We start from the raw sequence: 19,549 nt of genomic DNA, 5'->3' as shown, positions 1-19,549 counted from the left end.
CGCATTTTTTGATGAGATCCGAGCCTAATGCCCGCGCAGCATCTTCACCGAGCAAAACTTTCCGCACATGGCGCAGACTTCCTCGTTCTTGTGCGCCTCACGGCGTTTGGCGAGCTGTTCCGGGTCCAGAGCGGCCCTGGACATGCCCTCCCAATCCAGAGCCTTGCGGGCTGTGTTCATGGCCGCTTCACGCTCCAGCGCCCTGGGGCGGCCCAGAGCCACTTCGCCCACATGGGCGGCCACGCGTGAAGCCATTACCCCGGCGCGCACATCGTCCACATCCGGCAGGGTCAGATGCTCGGCCGGCGTCAGATAGCAGAGAAAGTCCACGCCCGCCTCCACGCCCAAGGCGCCGCCGATGGCCCCGGCAATATGGTCATAGCCGGGCGCGCTGTCGCAGCACAACGGCCCCAGCACATAGAGGGGCGCGTTGTTGGTCAGACGCTTGATGCCCTGAATCTGGGCGCGCACCTGGTTCAGCGGCACATGCCCCGGCCCTTCGATCATGCACTGCACGCCTCTTTCCAGCGCCCGTCTGGCCAGCTGGCCGAGATTGATCACCTCTTCCCACTGTGCGGCATCGCCCGCGTCAACGCCCGCGCCGGGGCGCAGGCCGTCGCCCAGCGACAGGGTGACGTTATGGGGCAGGCAGATTTCCAGCAGGCGGTCAAAATATTCCAGCAGGGGATTTTCGCGGTTATTTTCCAGCATCCAGCGGGCCAGCATGGAGCCGCCGCGCGAGACAATGCCCAGAGCGCGCTTGTCTTTCACGGCCAGTTCCGCGCCACGCCGGGAAAGCCCGCAGTGCACGGTGATGAAATCCACGCCCTGCCGGGCCTGCTTTTCAATTTCCGCAAAGAGCTCGTCAGGCCGCATGCTGCTGATGTCGCGTCCGGCGTCCAGAATCTGCTGGCCCACGGCGTACATGGGCACGGTGCCCAGGGGCAGGGGGCAGGCCCTGAGCATGCCCGCGCGGATGGCGTCCAGGTCTCCGGCGATGGAAAGATCCATAACCGTGTCGGCTCCGGCGTCCAGGGCGGCCCTGATTTTGCGCGTTTCGGTTTCCGGGCGGTTGCAGAGCGGCGACGTGCCAAGATTGGCGTTGACCTTGATGCGTGAAGGCTGGCCCACCAGAATGGGCTTGAGGCCGCCATGGGCGGGATTGCCCAAAAGCGCCATGCTGCCTTTTTCCAAGGCGCTGGTGATGTCTTCCGCGCTCAGGCCCTCCTCCTGGGCCAGGGCGGACAGATGCCGGTCAAGCAGGCCGCGCAGGGCGGCGTTTTTTGAGCAGAGCGAAGATGTCATGGATGCCTCACGGGTTGTGACGCAGGGCGCAAAAAAAAGCCACAACCTGCGGGAAAGCGGGTGCGGCCTCAGCTTCCCTCCGGCAGTGCGAACTGCGTCAGGTTCATAGGGTCTGGGGCTGGTTCCCCACTCTCAGCCGCCCTGAACGCGCTTGCGCAAAGCGTGTCCCGCGCGGCTCCCCTAGCTCGGATTTTCTATAGCGTGACCCCGTCGCCCTGTAAAGAACTTCAGAGTATTCCGCTTTTGAAATTTGCACTGCCCCGCGAAGCGGGACAAGCGCCTGAAAAGCGCGGATTTCAGGCCATTGGGCGTGGGCGTGTTTGCCGTCAGCCCTCATGCGCAGCCCCAATAAATACGGCCGCAACGACAATGCATTGCGGCCGCTGGGAAACAATGCGGGCGGAACGCGTCAGCTTTCCTGCTTGACCTTGGATTTGGTCATGGCCAGCCCAATGCCCTCAAAGAGTTCAAAAATGGAGAAGCCGTACCAGAGCGTGTAAAGCACATAGAAGATCAGCATGCCGCTCATCAGCCAGACATGCTCGGACACCTTGGCCGGAATCACGCTGTAGAAATTGTTGCCCGGCTCCACGGCGCGGCGCAGAACCTGATCCACCACCTGCGCCTCGCTGATCAGGCGCTGCTTCTGAAGCTCCTTGATGCTGGGCGAAAGCAGATACCACCAGGCGGCCGCGACCTTGAGCGCCGGCTCGCCGCTGTACTTTCGGGCCACGGCGTCGGCATCGTTGTGGTACAGGGAGTCCGCGTCATCCGTGGCGGCGGTCAGCATAACGCCCAGATCGCCCTTGAAGCTCACCTTGCCGCCGTCGGCCACGGCATCAGCGCCGGCCTTTTGCAGCAAAGCCACAGCCAGGGGGGCCAGAGCGGCTTTTTTCAGAGTCACCGTCACCTGAACCTGCTTGCCGTTCACCTGCCTGACGCTTTCACGCACGCCGGGGATGAAATAGGACGAACCCTTGGAAAGCTCGTTGAAAACATTGTCCGCGTATTGCAGGCCGGTCAGATGATTGCCGTTTTCATCACGCATGACGGGCGTGAGCAGCACGGCGAACAGCACAAGAAACGAAATCAGCAGCAGACTGCCCCGGATAAAGGGGCCTTTTTCATGGATAAGCATTATCGGGCCTCCCCTCTGAGTTTGCCGAGGTTAAGGAAAAATTTGCTGAAGACCCAGACGCCGAAGAAAGCGACCACAACCCAGAAGACCACGTTGCCCACTTCTTCGATGATGTTCACCAAGCCCGGCGACCAGTGAAGCGCCTCCATCTCCACAAGCTTTTTGGGCAGGGTGGCCGCGCGGTTGATGAAACCGGCAATGATCGAAATGGCGTAAAAACCGCGAATGTGAATGCCCTTGACCACCTTGGTGGTCAGCGCGCCGATCTGGATGCCCAGCAAAGAGCCCAGCAGCATGCCGATGGCCAGGGTATAGAACACATAGCCGTAAATGGCGTACTGGCCCACGGCGGCGAAGCCCGCGGTAAAGATGATCTGAAGGATGTCCGTGCCCACCGTGGTCATGGAGGACACGCCGAAAATATAAACGAACATGGGGAAGGTCACAAAGCCGCCGCCCACGCCCATGATGGCGGCCAGCAAACCCACCACCACGCCGCCGGCGGCCACAATCCAGCCGGAGATGCGCCGCCCGCCGGGCACCAGGTCTTCGTCAAAGGTGATCATGGGCGGCACGGTGAGGCTCTGCATTCTGACGGAAAGGCTGGTCAGGCCGGCGCTGCCGCCGTGGGCGTCCTGGCTGACCGCGCTTTTGGGCCCGCGCGAAGCCCGCAGAAAGTCGAACAGGGCGTAAAAGCCCAGAAAGCCCAGCAGCACGGCATAAATGGTGCTGATGAACAGTTCGGAGAGCAGGGGGTCGGCGTTGTACAGGCCCTTGTTGATGGCGCCGCCGATAAAGGTGCCCACAATGGAGCCCGCCAGAAAGGCAATGGCCAGCTTGGCCGAGACGTTGCCCAGTTTTTTGTGCACCGTGGTGCCCATGATGGCCTTGGCGAAAATGTGAAAAAGGTCCGTGCCCACGGCCAGAATGCCCTTGACGCCCACGGCCATCAGGGCCGGGGTGATGATGAAGCCGCCGCCCGCGCCGATACAGCCGGTGATCAGCCCGGCGGCCAGCCCCACGGCGATGGAGGCAAGAAAGATGGTGGTGGTGTAAAAGGCCGGAGCATAAGCGGCTTTGCCGCCCAGCATTTCATGATATTCGTAGGCTTCGGCCAGGCAGCCGGCCAGAACGGGCACGGCCAGCGCCAGCAGAAGGAGCAGTTTTTTGCGGTTTCTGAGGATGGAGGTCGAAACCTCCAGATCCCACCTGGCGTACGCCTGTGAACCGCTCAGTAAAAAATCATACACTTGCCTGCCAAAACTCATACGCTCCTCCAGTGCGGTCAGGGCCGATGGCGGCCGGGAATGCGGGCACAGCTAAACAGGGTCGTGCGGAACGAAAAACAGCGTTGCCCCAACGTGCTGTTCTAGTGATGTTCATCATATAACATATTGTAATAAATGATAAAAATTAAAAAATAAGCAGCATGAACCTGTCCGCACGAGCTACCATTAGCAGCTTTTTCCCGTTTTGTAAAAGAAATTTATCACGAACATGGCAAGAAAAATGCTCTTTCCCGCTGGCCGCCGCACAAAAACCGCCGGGCATGTGCCCGGCGGTTTCGCGCAAGCCCGATCAGCGGGAAAGAGGCGTTATTTTCTGTTCAGACCCCGGCTTTTTCCGAAGATGACCAGCTCCATCCAGTCCAGGCCGAAATCCAGCGCGGCCGCGTCTCCGACCGGGCTGTCCTCCATGACGGCGGCCTGGCGCGCGGCGTCGGCGTCCACATGTTCAAAAATGCGCATACGGGTGATAAGTTCGCGAAATTTGTCCAGCTGGTAGAGGCAGAGCACGCTCATGGTCACCAGCCGCGCCTCCAGCGGTTTGCCCGTGGCCCGCACCATCGCCATGAGGCGCATGTAACGGTCATTGGCCGCGTTGTAGTCCTCCAGCTCCTGATCCGCGAACCACTGGCGGGGAGTGCGCGTCGCGCCCTGGTCAAAACCGTGGCAATGGTCTTCGCGCACCAGAAAAAAGCGTTCGGACACGCCGCCCCCGGCCATTTTTGTTCCGCGCCCCAACGGGTAGCAACGACAGGCGCCGGGACGGTCTTCGTATACCGAGCAACCTGCCGGCCCCACGAAGGGACAGGGCTCGCCGGGGCCCTGCAGCATACGCAGCATGGGCAGGGGAAAGCCCGTGTCTGGAAAAGAACGCATGGCGGCAAAAGCGCTCAGAAACTCCTCGCTGTCAATGCCCAGATGGCGGCGCAGACGCGCCACGTCATAGGGGGTGAGCGGCAGGGTCAGCTCCGCGCAGCAGCGGTTGAAGCAGGGAACCTGGGGGTTGCAGTCAAAACAGAAGGTTTCGTCCGCCCCGAGTTCCGGCAGGTTTTCCAGAAATTCGCGGCTGTCGTCCATATCCATGCAATCTCCTCACGCGGCCCGGCAGTGCGGGTTTGCCTTAAAGCTGCGGCGCATTCAAAGCGCGTCAGCGCTTGCGACCGCCGGAAGCTCATGCCTTTTCAAAGGCAATTCTCTCTAAATGACCTTATTCAGGGCGTATTCGATGATGCCCTCGGCCCCGGCCTCGCGCAGCCGCGGAATGAGATCGCGCACAATGCCGACCTCCACAACTGTTTCCACGGACAGCCAGCGCCCGTCGCGCAACGGCGAAACCGTGGGGGAATTGAGTGAAGGCAGCATTTCAAGAATGGCGTCCAGATGAGCCGCCGGGGCGTTCATCTTGATGGCCACCAGATTTTCGGCGCGCAAGGCGCCCCGCAGCAGCAGGGTCAGCTGTTCTATCTTGGCCCGTTTGCGCGGCTCGCGCCAGGCGGCCCTGTTGGCGATCAGCACGGGATAGGAAACCATGACCTCGTCGATAATCCTGAGGCCGTGCGCGCGAATGGTGGTGCCGGTTTCCGTCACTTCCACGATGCCGTCGGCCAGCCCTTCCACCACTTTGGCTTCAGTGGCCCCCCAGGAGTAAAATACGTCCACATTCACGCCCTGACGGGCAAAATAGCGACGCGTCAGACCTTCCAGCTCTGTGGCGATGCGCTTTCCCGCCAGGTCGGCGGCGCAGGCGTACGGGGCGTCCCCGGCCACGGCCAGCACCCAGCGGCAGGGCCGGTTGGAGGTTTTGGAGTAGACCAGATCCGCGATGCGCTCCACTTTGTCCTCGTGCCCGCGCTCACTCAGCCAGTCCAGGCCGGTGATGCCCACATCCAGCACGCCGGCTTCGATGTAGCCGCCGATTTCCTGCACGCGGCAGAGCGAGGCCGTTATTTCCGGGTCGTTGATGTCAGGAAAGTAGTTGCGGGTATGCTTGCGTATTTTCCAGCCCGCGCGTTCAAAAAGATTGATGGTGGCTTCTTCCAGCGAGCCCTTGGGCACGCCCAGTTTGATGATCGGCTGCGTCTGCGCGCTCATGAGGATTTCCTTTCTCCGCCGTAAACTTTTTCGGGATCAAAAACCTGGGGGGAACAGACGGACGCGCCCCCGTCCGTCCACTCCCGGTAAAAGCAGGAGCGTCGTCCGCTGTGGCAGGCGGCCCCGCCCACCTGCTCAATCAGCAGCAGTATGGCGTCGTTGTCGCAGTCCAGCCGCAGGGCGCGCACTTTTTGAACATGGCCGGATGTGCCGCCCTTGTGCCAGAGTTCCCGGCGGCTGCGGCTCCAGTAGTGCGCCTCGCCGGTTTCCAGGGTTTTGCGCCATGCCTCTTCGTTCATATAGGCCAGCATGAGCACCTCGCCCGTGGCGTGGTCCTGGGCGATGGCCGGTATCAGCCCCTTGCTGAAATCAGGGGCGAAATCAGGGGGAACGGCTTTTCCCGGCTGGCGGATCGGCTCACTGGACATGAAGTTCTCCTTGACGGCGGGGGCAGGCCCTTCCCGCGCAAAAGATCAATTTATCCGTAATCGGCGGCGGTGGCAAGCCGCGCGACCGCCCCGGCGGGACGCCGCTCCGACGCGCCCCGTGCGGACAAAACTTGCGGAAAAATAAGCCCTATGGCATAATCGCTTGTTAACAATATTTAATTGCGCGGCGGTTCCCATGCCGCCAGGATGCCACATGCCAGAAGAGACTTCCCCGACGATGATTCCCGACGCGGACGCGCCCGCCGCTGATACGGCGCTTTCCGCCCCGGAGGGTTTTTCCGTCAGCGAACCGGAAAACGCCCTGCCCCAAATGAGCATGGCCGATCTGCCGGAAGCCGTGCGCGCTGCCTGCGCCCGCGCGGGCTGGCGCAACCTGACGCCCGTGCAGTCCCTGGCCCTGCCCTACCTGCTGGAAGGGCGGGACATTATGGTGCAGTCACGCACAGGCAGCGGCAAGACCGGCTGCTATCTGCTGCCCATGCTGCCCCGTCTGGACCCGACGCTCAAAGCGCCGCAGGCGCTGGCGCTGGCGCCCACGCGCGAACTGGCCGTGCAGGTGGAGCGCGAGGCAAACATTATTTTCGCTGACACGGGCATTCAGGCCGTGGCCGTATACGGCGGCGTGGGCTACAAGAAACAGATGGACGCCCTGCGCGACGGCGCACAGGTCATTGTAGGCACGCCTGGTCGCGTGCTGGATCACCTGCTGCGCCGCACGCTGGATCTCAAAAATCTGCGGATACTGGTCTTTGACGAGGCCGACCGCATGCTGTCCATCGGTTTTTATCCAGACATGAAGGAAGTGCAGCGCTATCTGCCCGACAGGCGCGTTCACACCTGTCTTTTCTCCGCCACCTATCCGCCGCATGTGCTCAAGCTGGCCGCCGAGTTCATGGCCGAGCCGGCCATGTTGTCCCTTTCGCAGAAAGAAGTTCATGTGGCCGAAGTGCAGCACCTCTTCTGCGAGGTCAAACCCATGGACAAGGACAGGGCCCTGGTGCGTCTGCTGGAGACGGAAAACCCGGCCTCGGCCCTTGTTTTCTGCAACACCAAGGCCAATGTGCACTATGTGACCGGCGTGCTTCAGGGCTTCGGCTACAGCGCCGACGAGCTTTCGGCCGACCTTTCGCAGAGCCGGCGCGAGGCCGTGCTGGACAAGATACGCAAGGGGCGTCTGCAATATCTCGTGGCCACGGACGTGGCCGCGCGGGGCATAGACATCGCCGCGCTGTCGCACGTTTTTCTGTACGAGCCGCCGGAAGACCACGAAAGCTACATCCACCGCGCCGGGCGCACCGGGCGCGCCGGGGCGGCGGGCACGGTCATTTCTCTGGTGGACGTGATGCAGCGCATGGAGCTGGAGCGCATCGCCAGACATTACAAGATCGCGCTGATGGAGCTGCCCCTGCCCACAGACGAAGATGTGGCCCGGGTGGCGGGCACGCGCCTGACCGCCATTCTGGAAGCGCGCTTCCGCGCGCTCACCGGTCTGGAACGCATGCGCGTGGCCCGTTATGCGGCACTGGCGCGCGAACTTGCCCGACAAAGCGAAGAGGACGACGGCGTGCAACTGCTGGCCATGCTGCTGGACGCCTGCCACCAGCGCAGCCTTCAGGAAAACCGCTTTCCCGACAACAGCCCGGCTGTGGCCACGCGCCGGCATGCGGCACCGCGCCGTGGGCATGGCCCCGCCCCCGCCCGCCGCGAAGACGGCGACGGGCAGGCGTCGCGCTCCGGGAAGCGCCGCCGCCGTTCGTCACGCCGTCGCAAAAGCGAAAACGGCGGCGAAGACAAGGGCGCGGAAAGCTGAACGGATCGTCTATGCAAAACCTTGCGGAAATTTTTGACGATGAAAGCGCCGCGCGCGAGGCCCTGGAGAACTTCGCGGCCCTGCTGGACGGCGCGGACCTCACTCCGGAACTTGAGCTGATGGGCATCGGCCGCATGCAGTTCATGCGCCGCCGCCAAATGCTGGTGGAGTGGCGCGGCCTGTACATGGCCCTCTGGCGTCTGGCCCTGGGCAGCTCCTTTCCGCAGGACGCGGAACGCATGTTCACGACATTTCTGCGTTCTTACCACACCGCGCATCCGGACAAGGTCAGCTCCCGAATCATGGAGCGCGCCCGAGAATACTGGGGCATGCTCCAACCCAAGGGCGACGCGGATTTCAGCGACGTGGCCCGGCATCTGTGCTCCTTTTCCGCGCGGGATGAAAAGCAGACTCGCAGCCTGACTCTCAGGCTGGTGCTGCATATTCGCAGGGCATATAAAATTATTTTTGACAGGTTGATTTAAAAGGCGTTCCATCAATTCGCATGCAATGTCTTCCAACGCCGGCCTCTCGTCCGGCGCGGCGCGAAAAACGCCGTGAATGAGCCAAAAACCATGTTTTTGGCCAATGATCTTCATACTGCAGCCCTTGGCAGAATTATGAAATGAATTCCGGCAAAGCGCCGACAACGCTTTTTTTACCCCCCGCCCGCAACGGCGGCCCGCGCGCGAGGGACGAACATTCTTCAAGATGCTTCCCCATCCGAAGGCCGCTTTGGGGCAGAGAACAGCAATCTTTATTGCCCGCGACGCGAGCCCAGAGGCCCTGTTCCGACGACACCGCTCTGGAACCCGCCGTGTGACAGACGGGGCCTGCCCGCGTTGTCCGACAGGCATCCGGGGAAGAGGCGCCGGCCCCCAAAAGGGCTCAGACAGCGTGAAGCCTTTTCTTTCCTCCAACGCTTGGAACTGACGCAATCTATGCAAATTGTACATTCCGTGGACGGCCTGGGCGCCCTGATGGGCGCGGGCGTCACCATCGGCAACTTCGACGGCGTGCATAAAGGGCATCAGGCATTGATCCGCCGCGCTCTGGATGTCTGCCGCCAACATGATCTGGCCTGCGTGCTGGTGACTTTCTGGCCGCATCCCCGTCTGGTCGTAAGCCCGCACAGGGCGCATGCCCCGCTGACCAGCCGCGAGCGGCGGCTGGAACTGCTGGACGGGCTGGGCGTGGAACATGTGCTGGAGCTGCCCTTCACCACGGAGCTGGCCGCCCTGACGCCCGAAGAGTTTGTGCGCCGCTGCCTGCTGCCCATGCGCCTGCGCCAGCTGGTGGTGGGCTATGATTTCTCCCTGGGCCGGGGACGCAGCGGACATGCCGACGTGCTGCGGAATCTGGGCGCGGAATGGGGTTTCGAGGTGGAGCAGTTGCCGCCCGTCATTGCGGATGATGCGGTGGTCAGCTCCACCCGCCTGCGCTACTTGATCAGTCGGGGCGACGTGTGGCGGGCCGCCCGTCTGCTGGGGCGCTGCTACGGTTTTTCCGGCGAGGTTGTGCGCGGCGAGGGGCGCGGCGGCGGTCTGGGCTTTCCCACGGCCAACCTGCTGCCGCCGGAAACCCTGCTGCCCGCCGAAGGCGTTTACGCGGCCCGCGTGCGCTTGGACGAAACCTGGCATAAGGCCGTGACCAATGTGGGACGCAAGCCCACCTTCGGCGGCCGGGACGTGACGGTGGAGAGTTTTCTGCTGGACACGTCGGCCAATCTCTACGGGCGGCGCGTGCGCCTGGAATTTGTGGTTCGACTGCGCGGCGAACGCCGCTTCGCCTCGGTGGAGGAACTTACCCGCCAGATCAGCGAGGATGTGGCCGAGGCGCGCGACATTCTGGCCCGAGCCGAAGCCTGACACAGAGAAGAGCGGCATGATTCTCGCGGACATGCACAACCACACCATCATCTCCCACGGTGAAGCCACCGTGGCGCAGATGTACGAAGCCGCGCGGGCGCGGGGCCTGAGCTGGTATGGCTTTTCCGAACATTCGCCCCTGCCCCCCGGCTATGCCTGCCCCCTGTACCATGGCGATCTGGCCGAAGATTTTCCGCGTTATATTGAGGAGGTGTCAGGGCTGAAAGACGCCGCCTCTCCCCGCGTGCTGCTGGGCATGGAGCTGGACTGGATTCCCTCGCGCATGCCGTACATGCGGGAGCTGGCCGCGCGCTGGCCCTTTGATTATGTAATCGGCGGTCTGCATTTTCTGGGCTCTCTGGCCGTGGGTTCGCCCAAAAACTGGGGGCGGGGCGAGAGCGAGGAGGAACGCCGCGCACGTTTCGCCGCCTATTACCGGGAGATGACGCGCATGGTTCGCAGCGGCCTGATGAACATCGCGGCCCACCCGGACTTCATCAAGGTGCGCTGCCCGGAAAGCTTTCACGCCTGGCTGGATATGCCCGGCAGCCTGGAGCTGGTTCGCGAGGCGCTGCGCGCCATGAGCGAATGCGGTGTGGCTCTGGAAGTCTCCTCGGCGGGTCTGCGCAAGGATTTCGCGGAACCCTACCCCGCCCCGGCCATCATGCGCATGGCCGCCGAACTGGGGGTCAGCATCAGTTTCGGCTCAGACGCCCACAGTACGGCGGATGTGGCCTTTGCCTTTGAGCGGCTGGCGGCCTACGCCCGCTCTTTCGGCTACTCCCACAGCGTGGCGTTTCAGGCGCGGCAGCCCTTCACTCTGCCTTTTTAGGCTCAGACCTCATTAAAAAATACAAGAGTATTGCCAAAAGAAAGATATTGTGAGACCAGCCATTCGCAAGGAACTTGAAACAACCTGAGATTTGCGTTTGAAACGGGCGAACCAGTGGCATTGACGGGCATTGTTTTTTCAATTCGCGCAGTGACGCGGCCAGCGCGAAACGGCCTGTTTTTGACGGAAAATTGTGGCGGAACACAACCAAACCCCTAAGCAACAGCGCATTGATAGGGCCTGGCTCTAGAAAACAAACAGCGTGGCCAGCCCCAGAAAAATAAAGAAGCCCGCCCCGTCGGTGATCGTCGTCAGAAAAATGCTGGAGGCCTGGGCGGGGTCACGGCCCAGGGCGCGGAATATCAGCGGGATGGACCCCCCGGCCACCGCGCCCAGCAGCATGTCGCACAGCAGCGCGCCGCCCATGACCGCGCCCACCAGGGGGATGCCCGTAAACCACCAGGCCCCCAGAAAGGCGGTAACGGCCATGAACAGGCCGGTGACCATGCCGATCTTGCCCTCGCGCAGCACGGCCATCCAGGCTTTTTTCTGGTCAAAACGATCCGTGGCCAGTTGACGTATCATCACGGCCAGAGCCTGCTGGCCGGTGTTGCCCGCCTGGTTCGCGACCATCGGCATGAGCACGGCCAGCACGGCCATCTGGGCGATGGAGCCTTCAAACATATATACCACCGAGGCCGACAGCGCGGAGTTGATCATGTTGACCATCAGCCAGGGCAGGCGTTTGCGCACGCTCTCCATCCAGGGCGTGTCCACGCTTTCTTCAGGGTCGGCGCCCACCATGCCGAGCATGTCGGCGCTGGCCTCCTCGTGCATGATGTCCATGATGTCGTCATAGGTGACGACGCCCATGATGTGCCCTTCGTAATCCACCACGGGCAAAGCCAGATAGTTGTAGTGCGAGAGCAGGCTGGCCACCTCGCGCTTGTCCGTGTCATAGGTCACACTGACCAGGCTTTGTCCGGCGGCGGCGTCGCCCACAATCGTGCCGGGGCGGGCCAGCATCAGGTCGCGCAGGGAAAGCACGCCCACCAGCACATCCTTTTCATCCACCACATAGCCGTAATAGGGGCTTTCTTTGTCCTCCATCTCTCGCCTGATATGGGCGATGGCCTCATCCACCGTAAGATTCCGCTCCAGCAGAATCAGCTCGGTGTTCATGGCGCCGGCCGCGGAATCCGGATCAAAATTGAGCAGATTGCGCAGTTCCTCGGAATCTTCCTTGGTCAGCTTTTCCAGAAGCACGTCGCGGTGCTCCTCGTCCAGCTCGTCCAGCACGTCGGCGGCGTCGTCCGGGGCCATCTCGGCGATGATCTGGGCGGCCACGTCGGCGTCCAGATTTTCCAGCACATCCACGGCCACATTGCCGTCCAGCTCGGCCAAGGCCTCGGCGGCGTCCTCGGTGGCCATATGGCGCAGGGCGCAAACCTGCTTTTCCAGGCTCAGATTTTCCAGATGATCAGCCATATCCGCCGGATGGACGAATTCGGCCTCATGGCCCGCCTCCCGGCAGGCCGCCGGCATGCTGATGCCGTGCGCGTCTCCGCCTCCCGGCGGAGAGCCCCTTTCACCCGCGGATGCGAAGGGGTGAAGCTTGTCGGTACGGTCGTCAGCCATGCGCGCGCCTTTTTGAAAAGCGAAAAAGATGAAAAACAGCGTCCGCCGCTGGCGGAGGCCATGCGGCAAGCCCGCGTCGCGTGAAGGGGATTCGCGCCCGCACGCGGGCCGCATATGTGAAAAAGCTCCCAATAGCGCCCGCAACTTGACGCGCGCCACAGCTCATTCTATCTACTTCAAAGCCCCCGGGCAGGCCGCGCGCCATCCGGAGCGCCACGGTTCCGCACGCCATCATGCCGCGTGCCCGGCCCAAGGCGCGGGCGCGGGCGGACGCGCGGGCGTTTTTCGTTTAGCACGCGCATGAAATGGGGACAAGCGCAATGTTCACGCCCTGGGCCGCTTTTTTCTCTTCTGACGGGCAAAGACTGCTGCAACGGAGTATTGACCTGGCGCTGGCCGAAGACGGGCCGGAGCTGACGGCGCAAGGGCTCTTTTCGCCGGAAGCGCGGATGCGCGCCGCCATCCGGGCCAAAGAGGACACCCTGGTGGTGGGCCTGCCGGTCATCGGCGCGGTGTTCAAGAGCCTGAACGCCCCCTTTGCCTGGCGTGCAACGGCGCGCGAGGCCTCGCTTGTGCCGGCCATGACCGAGGTGGCCCGCATCACGGCGCCGGCGGTGGCCATGCTCAAGGCCGAGCGGGTCATCCTCAATTTTATTACCCATCTTTCGGGCATTGCCAATCTCACGGCCCGCTATGCGCGGGAACTGGAAGGCACGGGCGTGCGCCTGCTGGACACGCGCAAGACCACGCCCTGCCTGCGCTGGCCCGAAAAATACGCCGTACAGGCGGGCGGCGGAACAAACCACCGCAAGAATCTTGCGGAAATGCTCATGCTCAAAGATAACCACATAGACGCCGCCGGCTCCATCACCGCCGCCGTGGCCGCCCTGCGCGCCCGCTACCGGCCCTGCCCCCCCGTGGAGGTGGAGTGCCGCACCCTGGAGCATGTGCGTGAAGCTGTGGCGGCCAAAGCCGACCGAATCATGATGGACAATATGGAAGGCCCGCTGCTGAGCCAGGCGCTGGCTCTGACGCCGCCGAGCATTGAAGCCGAAGTCAGCGGCGGCGTGCGGCTGGAAAACATCCGGGCCATAGCCCTCACCGCCCCGCGTCGCCCGGACTTCATTTCCGTGGGCCGTCTGACCCATTCGGCTGTGGCCGCGGATTTCAGCATGACGCTGATTTCCGCCTGAACGGCAAAACCGACCCCGAACCGGCGGCGCGACCGCCCCTATCCTGCCAGGAGCACATGGATCAACGCATGAACGAGATCACTGCCGCCGTGACGGCGCTGAAAAAACAACTGGGCAAACGGCTCTGCATCATGGGGCACCATTACCAAAACGACGCGGTGGTGGCCCACTGCGACATCACCGGAGATTCTCTGGAGCTGGCCCGCCGCGTGCCCGATGTGGATGCGGAGCACATTGTCTTCTGCGGGGTTTTTTTCATGGGCGAATCAGCGGCCCTGCTGGCCAAGCCGGGGCAGGCCGTGCACCTGCCCGCGCCCGACGCCGACTGCATGATGTCGCTGACGACTCCGGCGGGCCTGGCCCGCCGCGTGCTGGAGCAACTGAACGCCACGGGCCGCCGCATCGTGCCCCTGGCCTACGTCAACACCACCCTGGCGCTCAAGGCCGTGGTGGGGGAATACGGCGGCGCGGTCTGCACCTCGGCCAATGCCGAAACCATGCTGTGCTGGGCTCTGAACCAGGGCGACAGCGTGCTTTTTCTGCCGGACAAGCATCTGGGCCGCAACACGGCCGGAAAGCTGGGCCTCGCGCCGGACGACCAGCATATTCTGCGCCTCAGCGGCCACGGCCTCGTGGATGCCGGGCGGCAGCCCCTCAACCGTCCGCTCTTGCTCTGGCCCGGCTGCTGCGCCATTCATGCCAGGCTCAAGGCCGAACTGGCCGAAGCCGCGCGCGCGGCCCATCCGGGCTGCCGCCTGGTGGCCCACCCCGAATGCCGCCCGGAACTCATCGAGCGTTGCGACGCCGCCGGCTCCACCTCTTTCCTGATCAGAGAGGCCGCGCGTCTGGCCGAAGAAGCGCCCGGCTCCACCCTGATCATCGGTACGGAAAACAATCTGGTGGAGCGTCTGGCGGCCCGCCACAAGGGGCGCTGCCGCATCCTGCCGCTGGGGCAGGCCCGCTGCCCGGATATGGCCAAGGTGACGGAAGCGAAGCTTTTGGCTACACTGTCCGCCATTGCCCGGGAAACAGCCGAGCCTCTGGCCGTGGAGGCCGCGCTGCGCGATCCCGCCCGTCGTTCCTTAACCCGCATGCTGGAGATTTGCGGCCAATGAGGACAGCGCTGTGACACCCATCCGCCGTCATGTGCCCATTTTGATCATCGGTTCCGGCGTGGCCGGCTGCACCGCCGCCCTGACCCTGGCCGACGCCGGTTGCGACGTGCTGCTGCTCAATGCCGGCGACACGCTGACCGACGGCAATTCCGAGCTGGCCCAGGGCGGCATCATTTACCGCGCGGCTCCCCCGCCCGATCAGCCCGACCGGCCCGACTACGACGCCCGCGCTCTGGAAAAAGACATTCTGGTGGCCGGGCATAACCACAATTACCGCAAGGCCGTGCGCTGGCTTTGCCGCCAGGGGCCGCTCTGCGTGGATGAGACGCTTATCAAGCGCGCCGGGGTGGAGTTTGACCGCAACCCGGACGGAACCTTCAACCTGACCCGCGAGGGCGGGCACTCGGCCCCGCGCATTCTGCACCGGGCCGACTATTCGGGCCGGGCGATCATGGAGGGGCTCACGGCTCAGGTGCTGGCCCATCCGCGCATCGCCTGCCTGCACCGGCGCGCCGCCATTGATCTGCTGACCAGCCACCACCACGCCAGAAATTCGCAGTACCGCTACGAGGTGGACAACCGCTGTCTGGGGGCCTATGTGCTCAACGAGGAAAGCGGCGAGCCGGAAACCATTCTGGCCGACTGGACAGTACTGGCCACCGGCGGCGTGGGGCAGGTCTTTCTGCATTCCACCAACGCGCCGGGCTGCGTGGGCGCGGGCGTGTCCATGGCCTTTCGCGCGGGCGTTGATCTTGCCAATCTGGAATTCATGCAGTTTCACCCCACCGCCCTTTATGAAGAACGCAGCAACCGCCGCCCCCTGATTACCGAAGCCATGCGCGGCGAGGGCGCGCGCCTGCTGGACGGCAAAGGCCGCGCCTTCATGCTCCGTCACGACAAGCGCGGCGACCTGGCCCCGCGCGATGTGGTGGCCCATGCCATGATGGAAGAAATGCTGCACAGCGGCGCGCCCTGCCTCTTTCTGGATGTGAGCGGCGTCAAGCAGGACCTGCCCACCCGCTTCCCCACGGTTTTTGAGCAGTGTCGTGAAGCCGGTCTGGACATCCGCAACGAGCCCATCCCGGTGGTGCCCGCCGCGCACTATTTCTGCGGCGGCGTGCTGACCGACACGCGCGGCCGCACCTCGCTGCGCGGGCTGTACGCCATCGGCGAATGCGCCTGCACCGGCCTGCACGGGGCCAACCGCCTGGCCAGCACCTCTCTGCTGGAGGCTCTGGTCTGGGGCGTGAGCTGCGGGAAGGATCTGGCCCGGCGCGCCTTGGGCAAGACATTGCCCGCCGGCCTGGCCGCAGCCATCCCGGACTGGCGGCACGAGGGCGACGAACGCCGCGACGACCCGGCGCTGGTGGCTCAGGACTGGGCCAACATTCGCAACACCATGTGGAATTATGTGGGCATTTCGCGCACTGAGGCCAGACTGCGCCGCGCCTTTGAAGACATGCGCGACCTTGTGCGCCACATTCACGATTTTTACAAACGCACCCGCATTTCACGGCGTCTGGTGGATCTGTTTCATGGTTCGCAGACGGCCTACGTCATCACTCAGGCGGCCATGCGCAACCCTGTAAGCATCGGCTGTCACCAGCGGGTGGACTGAGCCAGAGGAACATGCCATGAAAACTATTCTCCGTGCCGTTGTTGTTCTGGCGGTTTCGGCGCTGGCCGGCATTGCCGCGCTGGCGTTCTGGATAGGCCCGCAGGTGGAGGAACAGACGCGGCGGGAAATGGCCGCTTTTGCCGACGCCGCGTCCATCTCCGGCGAGTTGCGGCTCTCCGCGCCGGAGGTGAAAGAAATCAGATTCTCCCCCTTTTCCCGTCGCCTGACCCTGCGCGGCGCTGAAATTCGCGGCGAGATGCCGTCCCTTCCCGGAAGCGCGCTGCGCTATGCGCTGGAGGAGGCCTCCTGCCGGCTCCCCCTGCGGACGCTGCTGCTGTTCACGCCCCTGCGCAATACGGTTCTGCCGGAAAAAGGCATGCTGACGGTGTGCGAGGACATGCGCATCTCCAACTTCACCTCTGCGTTCAGCCAGGAGGGCGTCAGCGCGCACAGCGTGGCGCGGCTCAAGGAAGCCGACGCCATTCGCCTGGAAAGCGGCCTGCTCCGGGAACTGCTGGAAGGCGCCGCCCCCAGGGACATGGTCAATGTTCTCTACCGCATGGGCATTGGGGAAGCGCGTGTATCTTCCGTGACCTCGGGCATGAGCATTCCCGATCAGGGCGTGCGCATGGAGTTCAACTGCGATTCCATGCGGCTGCGCAACTGGGAAGGCCGCTTCACGGAACACGCGGCCGTGGACGGCGTCCTCCTGAAAATGGATGAACGGGAATTTCTGCGTCTGGGCAACATCACATTCACGCAGTATGCCCTGCCGGAGGAAGCGACTCTGCGCGAACTGCTGGCGCTGGCCGCCAGGCCCATACCCGACGAATCGGCCTTGCGGGACCTGCTGCTGCGCATGTTCACCGGCGATGAACCTCTGGTGCGGGAAATCAGCGCCACAGACCTGCGCGTCCCCCTGAACGGCCAGGAGGCGAGCTTCAGAAATTTCACGCTGCGCTGGCCGTCCAGCACGCCCCTGAAATACGGCTGCAGCCTGGACAAACTGTCCCTGCCCACAGCGCTGGTGGAGCGTGAAAGCGGGCTGTCCCTGCCCGGTCTGCCCGCCCTGATTCTGGACGCGAAACTGGATTTCACGGCCCAGGGCAACGACGCCATGCGTGAACAGGGCACGCTCAGCGCGCAGTTTCTGGGCGCGCTGGAATACGATTTCGTCATTTCCGGCGACGCGGCGTCGGCGTCGCCGCAGGCCCTGCTTGCCAGCGCCTTCAGCAACATCCGCCTGAAGTACACGGATCAGCGGCTCATGGCCTGCCTGATCAGCAACGTCATTCCCGTTGCCCAGGCGGCCACCCCCGCCCTCAAGGCGGGCATAGCCCAGTTCTGCTTCAGCGACAACCCCGAAAACGCGGCGTTGCGCAACGCGCTGGAAACCTTCGTCACCAGCCCCGGCGTCCTGGAAATATACAGCAAGCCCGGCAAAAACTTCCGCCTGCTTGAAGCCGCGGGCGCGCTGGCCGGGGGCAATCCCGCCGCGCTGTTTACCGTTACGGCGCAACCTGGCAAAACAAGTCTGGAAGAACAGATCAATGCGCTGAAGACGGCCAGCAGGCCGTGACGCCATAAGCCCTGCCTCAAAGACAGGCAAGCTCGACAGCATTGCGGCCGATCTGACGCAAGAGCGGTGAGGTTCGCATCGCGGGCCAACGCATGTGGAGCCGCTGCGGCGCGGCTGACATTCCGGCTTCTGCCGCGCGTCACGCCCCGGCGCGCTCTTGCGCGCGCCGCCATGAACACGTCAGCGGCAGGCGCAGAAAGCTCTCGCAGGCAATGGAGAAAAAGCGTCGCGAAGAAAATTCATGCTTTCCGCGTGCATTGCCCCAGCTTGTGACGCACCTGACGGCACAGGCCCATCAGGGCGTCATACTCGTGCCGTCTGAGCCCGGCCCGGCTGAACATGCGCCGCCAGGGCATCAGAAAATAGTCGGGATTGTCGCCGTGCAGGTAATCCAGACTGAGCAGCATCTCTTTGAGCGTGGTCATCAGCCGTTCCTGCTCTTCCGCGTTGACGGCGCGTCCGTCGGCGGCCAGGCCGCTTTTGTCCGTATGGGAAAGCCGAACCGCGCGCACGGCGTTGGCGCACTCATAGAGCACCAGCAGCACAGCCTGGGCCAGATTGAGGGAACTGGCCGCCGCATCGGTGGGAATGGTCACCAGACGCTGGCAGTGGGTAATTTCTTCATTATTCAGGCCCCGGTCTTCCGGGCCGAACACCAGCGAGACGTTTTCACCGCGCGCCAGAGCCGCCGCAACCTCCCGCGCGGCCTGCGCGGGCGCGAGCAGCGCCTGACGCCAGCCGCCGGTGCGGGCCGTGGCCCCCAGCACCAGACTGCTTGAGCCCACAGCCTGGGCCAGGGTCGGACTCACCAGCACGTTGTCCAGCAGACTCTGGCCTTTCGGTGTGGCCAGCGGGGCGGCTTTTTCCCGGTTCCAGCGTTCAGGCTCCACCAGGCAAATGCCGGGGCAGCCCATATTGACGCAGGCCCGCGCCGCCATGCCGATATTTTCCGGGAAGCGGGTCTTGACCAGAACAATTTGCGCGCCGTCGAGCAACATGGAGACCTCAACAGCAATGCTGAATCAGGCCCAGCACCAGCTTGGCCGGGCCATCCAGGCTATCCGGCGGAACAGGCGGAACAGGGGCGGTCAGCGGTTCCGGCCATATCCGGTGGGCGGTCAGCGCCAGCATGGCGCCGCCCGCGCCGCATTTGCAGACCGTCCCCAGAAAGCGGCCCATCATGGCCCCAAAGGCCGCGTCCAGCGCCTCCCTCCCGGCTCTGCCCTTGACAAGCTCCATGATAAAGCAGCCGAGCCAGGCACCAGCCAGCGCGCCGATCAACGCGCCCAGGCCGAAAAAGAGCGGAGCCAGCAGAATGGCCCCGGCAATGGCCCCGATCATGCCCGCGAACGTGCCAGATGAACTGGAACCATACCGCCTGGCCTTGAGTATCTGCATGCCCAGCTCCAGCGCTTCGCCGATGAGGGCCAGCCCCACCATCATGACCCAGAACCAGACGTCAAGACCGGATGCGGCGGGATGGGCCATCTTCCACAAGGCCGCCAGCCCCAGCAATATCCAGTTGGCGGGCAGGCCGAACACATTGAGGAGAAGCACAAAACAGAGCAGGGTGACGAACGCGCCCGCCAGAAGGTAGGCAAGGGGAAACGGCAGAAAGTCCATGCTG

Annotated in this window: 17 protein-coding genes and 1 riboswitch; of the genes, 8 read left to right on the top strand and 9 right to left on the bottom strand. The window is 63.5% G+C overall.

Annotated elements, in window-relative coordinates; all coding sequences use genetic code 11:
• Nucleotides 1-24 precede the first annotated feature (24 nt).
• The 6 genes from thiC to hisI form a co-directional block, all read right to left on the bottom strand.
• Complete coding sequence (thiC, locus tag ACQRA4_RS06220) at nt 25-1,305, bottom strand: phosphomethylpyrimidine synthase ThiC (protein ID WP_427822228.1); 1,281 nt, start codon at nt 1,303-1,305, stop codon at nt 25-27.
• Nucleotides 1,306-1,362: 57 nt separating this feature from the next.
• Nucleotides 1,363-1,497, bottom strand: a riboswitch (TPP riboswitch).
• 217 nt (nt 1,498-1,714) lie between these two features.
• Nucleotides 1,715-2,443 carry a hypothetical protein gene (locus tag ACQRA4_RS06215; RefSeq protein ID WP_427822227.1) on the bottom strand — a complete coding sequence of 243 codons (729 nt, stop codon included), beginning with the start codon at nt 2,441-2,443 and terminating at the stop codon, nt 1,715-1,717.
• Entirely contained in the window at nt 2,443-3,711 is a 1,269-nt protein-coding gene (locus tag ACQRA4_RS06210) for a sulfite exporter TauE/SafE family protein (RefSeq protein WP_427822226.1), read from the bottom strand. The genes ACQRA4_RS06215 and ACQRA4_RS06210 overlap by 1 nt, the downstream gene beginning before the upstream one ends.
• A gap of 327 nt (nt 3,712-4,038) precedes the next feature.
• Entirely contained in the window at nt 4,039-4,812 is a 774-nt protein-coding gene (locus tag ACQRA4_RS06205) for a YkgJ family cysteine cluster protein (protein WP_427822225.1), read from the bottom strand.
• A 114-nt stretch (nt 4,813-4,926) separates the two neighbouring features.
• The gene (gene hisG / locus ACQRA4_RS06200) at nt 4,927-5,820 is read right to left on the bottom strand and encodes an ATP phosphoribosyltransferase (protein ID WP_427822224.1); all 894 of its coding nucleotides are present in this window, start codon (nt 5,818-5,820) and stop codon (nt 4,927-4,929) included.
• Nucleotides 5,817-6,248 carry a phosphoribosyl-AMP cyclohydrolase gene (gene hisI, locus ACQRA4_RS06195; RefSeq protein WP_427822223.1) on the bottom strand — a complete coding sequence of 144 codons (432 nt, stop codon included), beginning with the start codon at nt 6,246-6,248 and terminating at the stop codon, nt 5,817-5,819. The genes hisG and hisI overlap by 4 nt, the downstream gene beginning before the upstream one ends.
• Before the next feature lie 214 nt (nt 6,249-6,462).
• On the opposite strand from hisI, the gene ACQRA4_RS06190 reads away from it, so the two are divergent.
• The 4 genes from ACQRA4_RS06190 (at nt 6,463) to ACQRA4_RS06175 (ending at nt 10,779) form a co-directional block, all read left to right on the top strand.
• Nucleotides 6,463-8,079: a DEAD/DEAH box helicase gene (locus ACQRA4_RS06190; RefSeq protein WP_427822222.1), complete on the top strand. Its 1,617-nt coding sequence runs from the start codon at nt 6,463-6,465 to the stop codon at nt 8,077-8,079.
• A gap of 11 nt (nt 8,080-8,090) precedes the next feature.
• A complete protein-coding gene (locus ACQRA4_RS06185; RefSeq protein WP_427822221.1) occupies nt 8,091-8,564 on the top strand; it encodes a hypothetical protein in 474 nt (157 codons plus the stop codon).
• Between the two features lie 456 nt (nt 8,565-9,020).
• A complete protein-coding gene (locus tag ACQRA4_RS06180) occupies nt 9,021-9,947 on the top strand; it encodes a bifunctional riboflavin kinase/FAD synthetase (protein WP_427822220.1) in 927 nt (308 codons plus the stop codon).
• 16 nt (nt 9,948-9,963) lie between these two features.
• Nucleotides 9,964-10,779: a histidinol-phosphatase gene (locus ACQRA4_RS06175; RefSeq protein ID WP_427822219.1), complete on the top strand. Its 816-nt coding sequence runs from the start codon at nt 9,964-9,966 to the stop codon at nt 10,777-10,779.
• A 246-nt stretch (nt 10,780-11,025) separates the two neighbouring features.
• Here the strand turns inward: ACQRA4_RS06175 and mgtE are convergent, their stop codons facing one another.
• Nucleotides 11,026-12,417 (bottom strand): magnesium transporter, encoded by a 1,392-nt coding sequence (gene mgtE / locus ACQRA4_RS06170; RefSeq protein WP_427822218.1) that lies wholly within the window; start codon nt 12,415-12,417, stop codon nt 11,026-11,028.
• A gap of 320 nt (nt 12,418-12,737) precedes the next feature.
• Here mgtE and nadC point away from each other — a divergent pair, with 320 nt between their 5' ends.
• The 4 genes from nadC to ACQRA4_RS06150 are packed head-to-tail and all read left to right on the top strand — an operon-like array spanning nt 12,738 to nt 17,922.
• Entirely contained in the window at nt 12,738-13,610 is an 873-nt protein-coding gene (gene nadC / locus ACQRA4_RS06165; protein WP_427822217.1) for a carboxylating nicotinate-nucleotide diphosphorylase, read from the top strand.
• Between the two features lie 56 nt (nt 13,611-13,666).
• Complete coding sequence (gene nadA / locus ACQRA4_RS06160; RefSeq protein WP_427822216.1) at nt 13,667-14,725, top strand: quinolinate synthase NadA; 1,059 nt, start codon at nt 13,667-13,669, stop codon at nt 14,723-14,725.
• Nucleotides 14,726-14,735: 10 nt separating this feature from the next.
• Nucleotides 14,736-16,343 carry an L-aspartate oxidase gene (nadB, locus tag ACQRA4_RS06155; protein WP_427822215.1) on the top strand — a complete coding sequence of 536 codons (1,608 nt, stop codon included), beginning with the start codon at nt 14,736-14,738 and terminating at the stop codon, nt 16,341-16,343.
• Nucleotides 16,344-16,359: 16 nt separating this feature from the next.
• Nucleotides 16,360-17,922: a hypothetical protein gene (locus ACQRA4_RS06150; RefSeq protein ID WP_427822214.1), complete on the top strand. Its 1,563-nt coding sequence runs from the start codon at nt 16,360-16,362 to the stop codon at nt 17,920-17,922.
• Nucleotides 17,923-18,161: 239 nt separating this feature from the next.
• On the opposite strand, the gene ACQRA4_RS06145 is transcribed toward ACQRA4_RS06150, so the two are convergent.
• Both ACQRA4_RS06145 and ACQRA4_RS06140 read right to left on the bottom strand, forming a co-directional pair.
• On the bottom strand, nt 18,162-18,920 hold the full coding sequence (locus tag ACQRA4_RS06145) for an RNA methyltransferase (protein ID WP_427822213.1): 759 nt from the start codon (nt 18,918-18,920) through the stop codon (nt 18,162-18,164).
• Nucleotides 18,921-18,927: 7 nt separating this feature from the next.
• Nucleotides 18,928-19,545, bottom strand: a complete 618-nt coding sequence (locus tag ACQRA4_RS06140; RefSeq protein WP_427822212.1) for a DUF456 domain-containing protein — start codon at nt 19,543-19,545, stop codon at nt 18,928-18,930.
• Nucleotides 19,546-19,549: the final 4 nt, after the last annotated feature.

Source organism: Desulfovibrio sp. SGI.169 (genome assembly GCF_050313595.1).
GTDB lineage: Bacteria > Desulfobacterota > Desulfovibrionia > Desulfovibrionales > Desulfovibrionaceae > Desulfovibrio.
This window is presented reverse-complemented; position numbering and strand designations above follow the sequence as displayed.

Excerpts from the sequence above, each read along its gene's own strand:
- nadA (WP_427822216.1), top strand. The coding sequence starts at position 13,667 with ATGGATCAACGCATGAACGAGATCACTGCCGCCGTGACGGCGCTGAAA.
- ACQRA4_RS06150 (WP_427822214.1), top strand. The coding sequence starts at position 16,360 with ATGAAAACTATTCTCCGTGCCGTTGTTGTTCTGGCGGTTTCGGCGCTG.
- ACQRA4_RS06190 (WP_427822222.1), top strand. The coding sequence starts at position 6,463 with ATGCCAGAAGAGACTTCCCCGACGATGATTCCCGACGCGGACGCGCCC.
- ACQRA4_RS06175 (WP_427822219.1), top strand. The coding sequence starts at position 9,964 with ATGATTCTCGCGGACATGCACAACCACACCATCATCTCCCACGGTGAA.
- ACQRA4_RS06210 (WP_427822226.1), bottom strand. The coding sequence starts at position 3,711 with ATGAGTTTTGGCAGGCAAGTGTATGATTTTTTACTGAGCGGTTCACAG.
- nadC (WP_427822217.1), top strand. The coding sequence starts at position 12,738 with ATGTTCACGCCCTGGGCCGCTTTTTTCTCTTCTGACGGGCAAAGACTG.
- hisI (WP_427822223.1), bottom strand. The coding sequence starts at position 6,248 with ATGTCCAGTGAGCCGATCCGCCAGCCGGGAAAAGCCGTTCCCCCTGAT.
- hisG (WP_427822224.1), bottom strand. The coding sequence starts at position 5,820 with ATGAGCGCGCAGACGCAGCCGATCATCAAACTGGGCGTGCCCAAGGGC.
- ACQRA4_RS06180 (WP_427822220.1), top strand. The coding sequence starts at position 9,021 with ATGCAAATTGTACATTCCGTGGACGGCCTGGGCGCCCTGATGGGCGCG.
- ACQRA4_RS06185 (WP_427822221.1), top strand. The coding sequence starts at position 8,091 with ATGCAAAACCTTGCGGAAATTTTTGACGATGAAAGCGCCGCGCGCGAG.
- ACQRA4_RS06145 (WP_427822213.1), bottom strand. The coding sequence starts at position 18,920 with ATGTTGCTCGACGGCGCGCAAATTGTTCTGGTCAAGACCCGCTTCCCG.
- ACQRA4_RS06140 (WP_427822212.1), bottom strand. The coding sequence starts at position 19,545 with ATGGACTTTCTGCCGTTTCCCCTTGCCTACCTTCTGGCGGGCGCGTTC.
- mgtE (WP_427822218.1), bottom strand. The coding sequence starts at position 12,417 with ATGGCTGACGACCGTACCGACAAGCTTCACCCCTTCGCATCCGCGGGT.
- ACQRA4_RS06215 (WP_427822227.1), bottom strand. The coding sequence starts at position 2,443 with ATGCTTATCCATGAAAAAGGCCCCTTTATCCGGGGCAGTCTGCTGCTG.
- thiC (WP_427822228.1), bottom strand. The coding sequence starts at position 1,305 with ATGACATCTTCGCTCTGCTCAAAAAACGCCGCCCTGCGCGGCCTGCTT.
- ACQRA4_RS06205 (WP_427822225.1), bottom strand. The coding sequence starts at position 4,812 with ATGGATATGGACGACAGCCGCGAATTTCTGGAAAACCTGCCGGAACTC.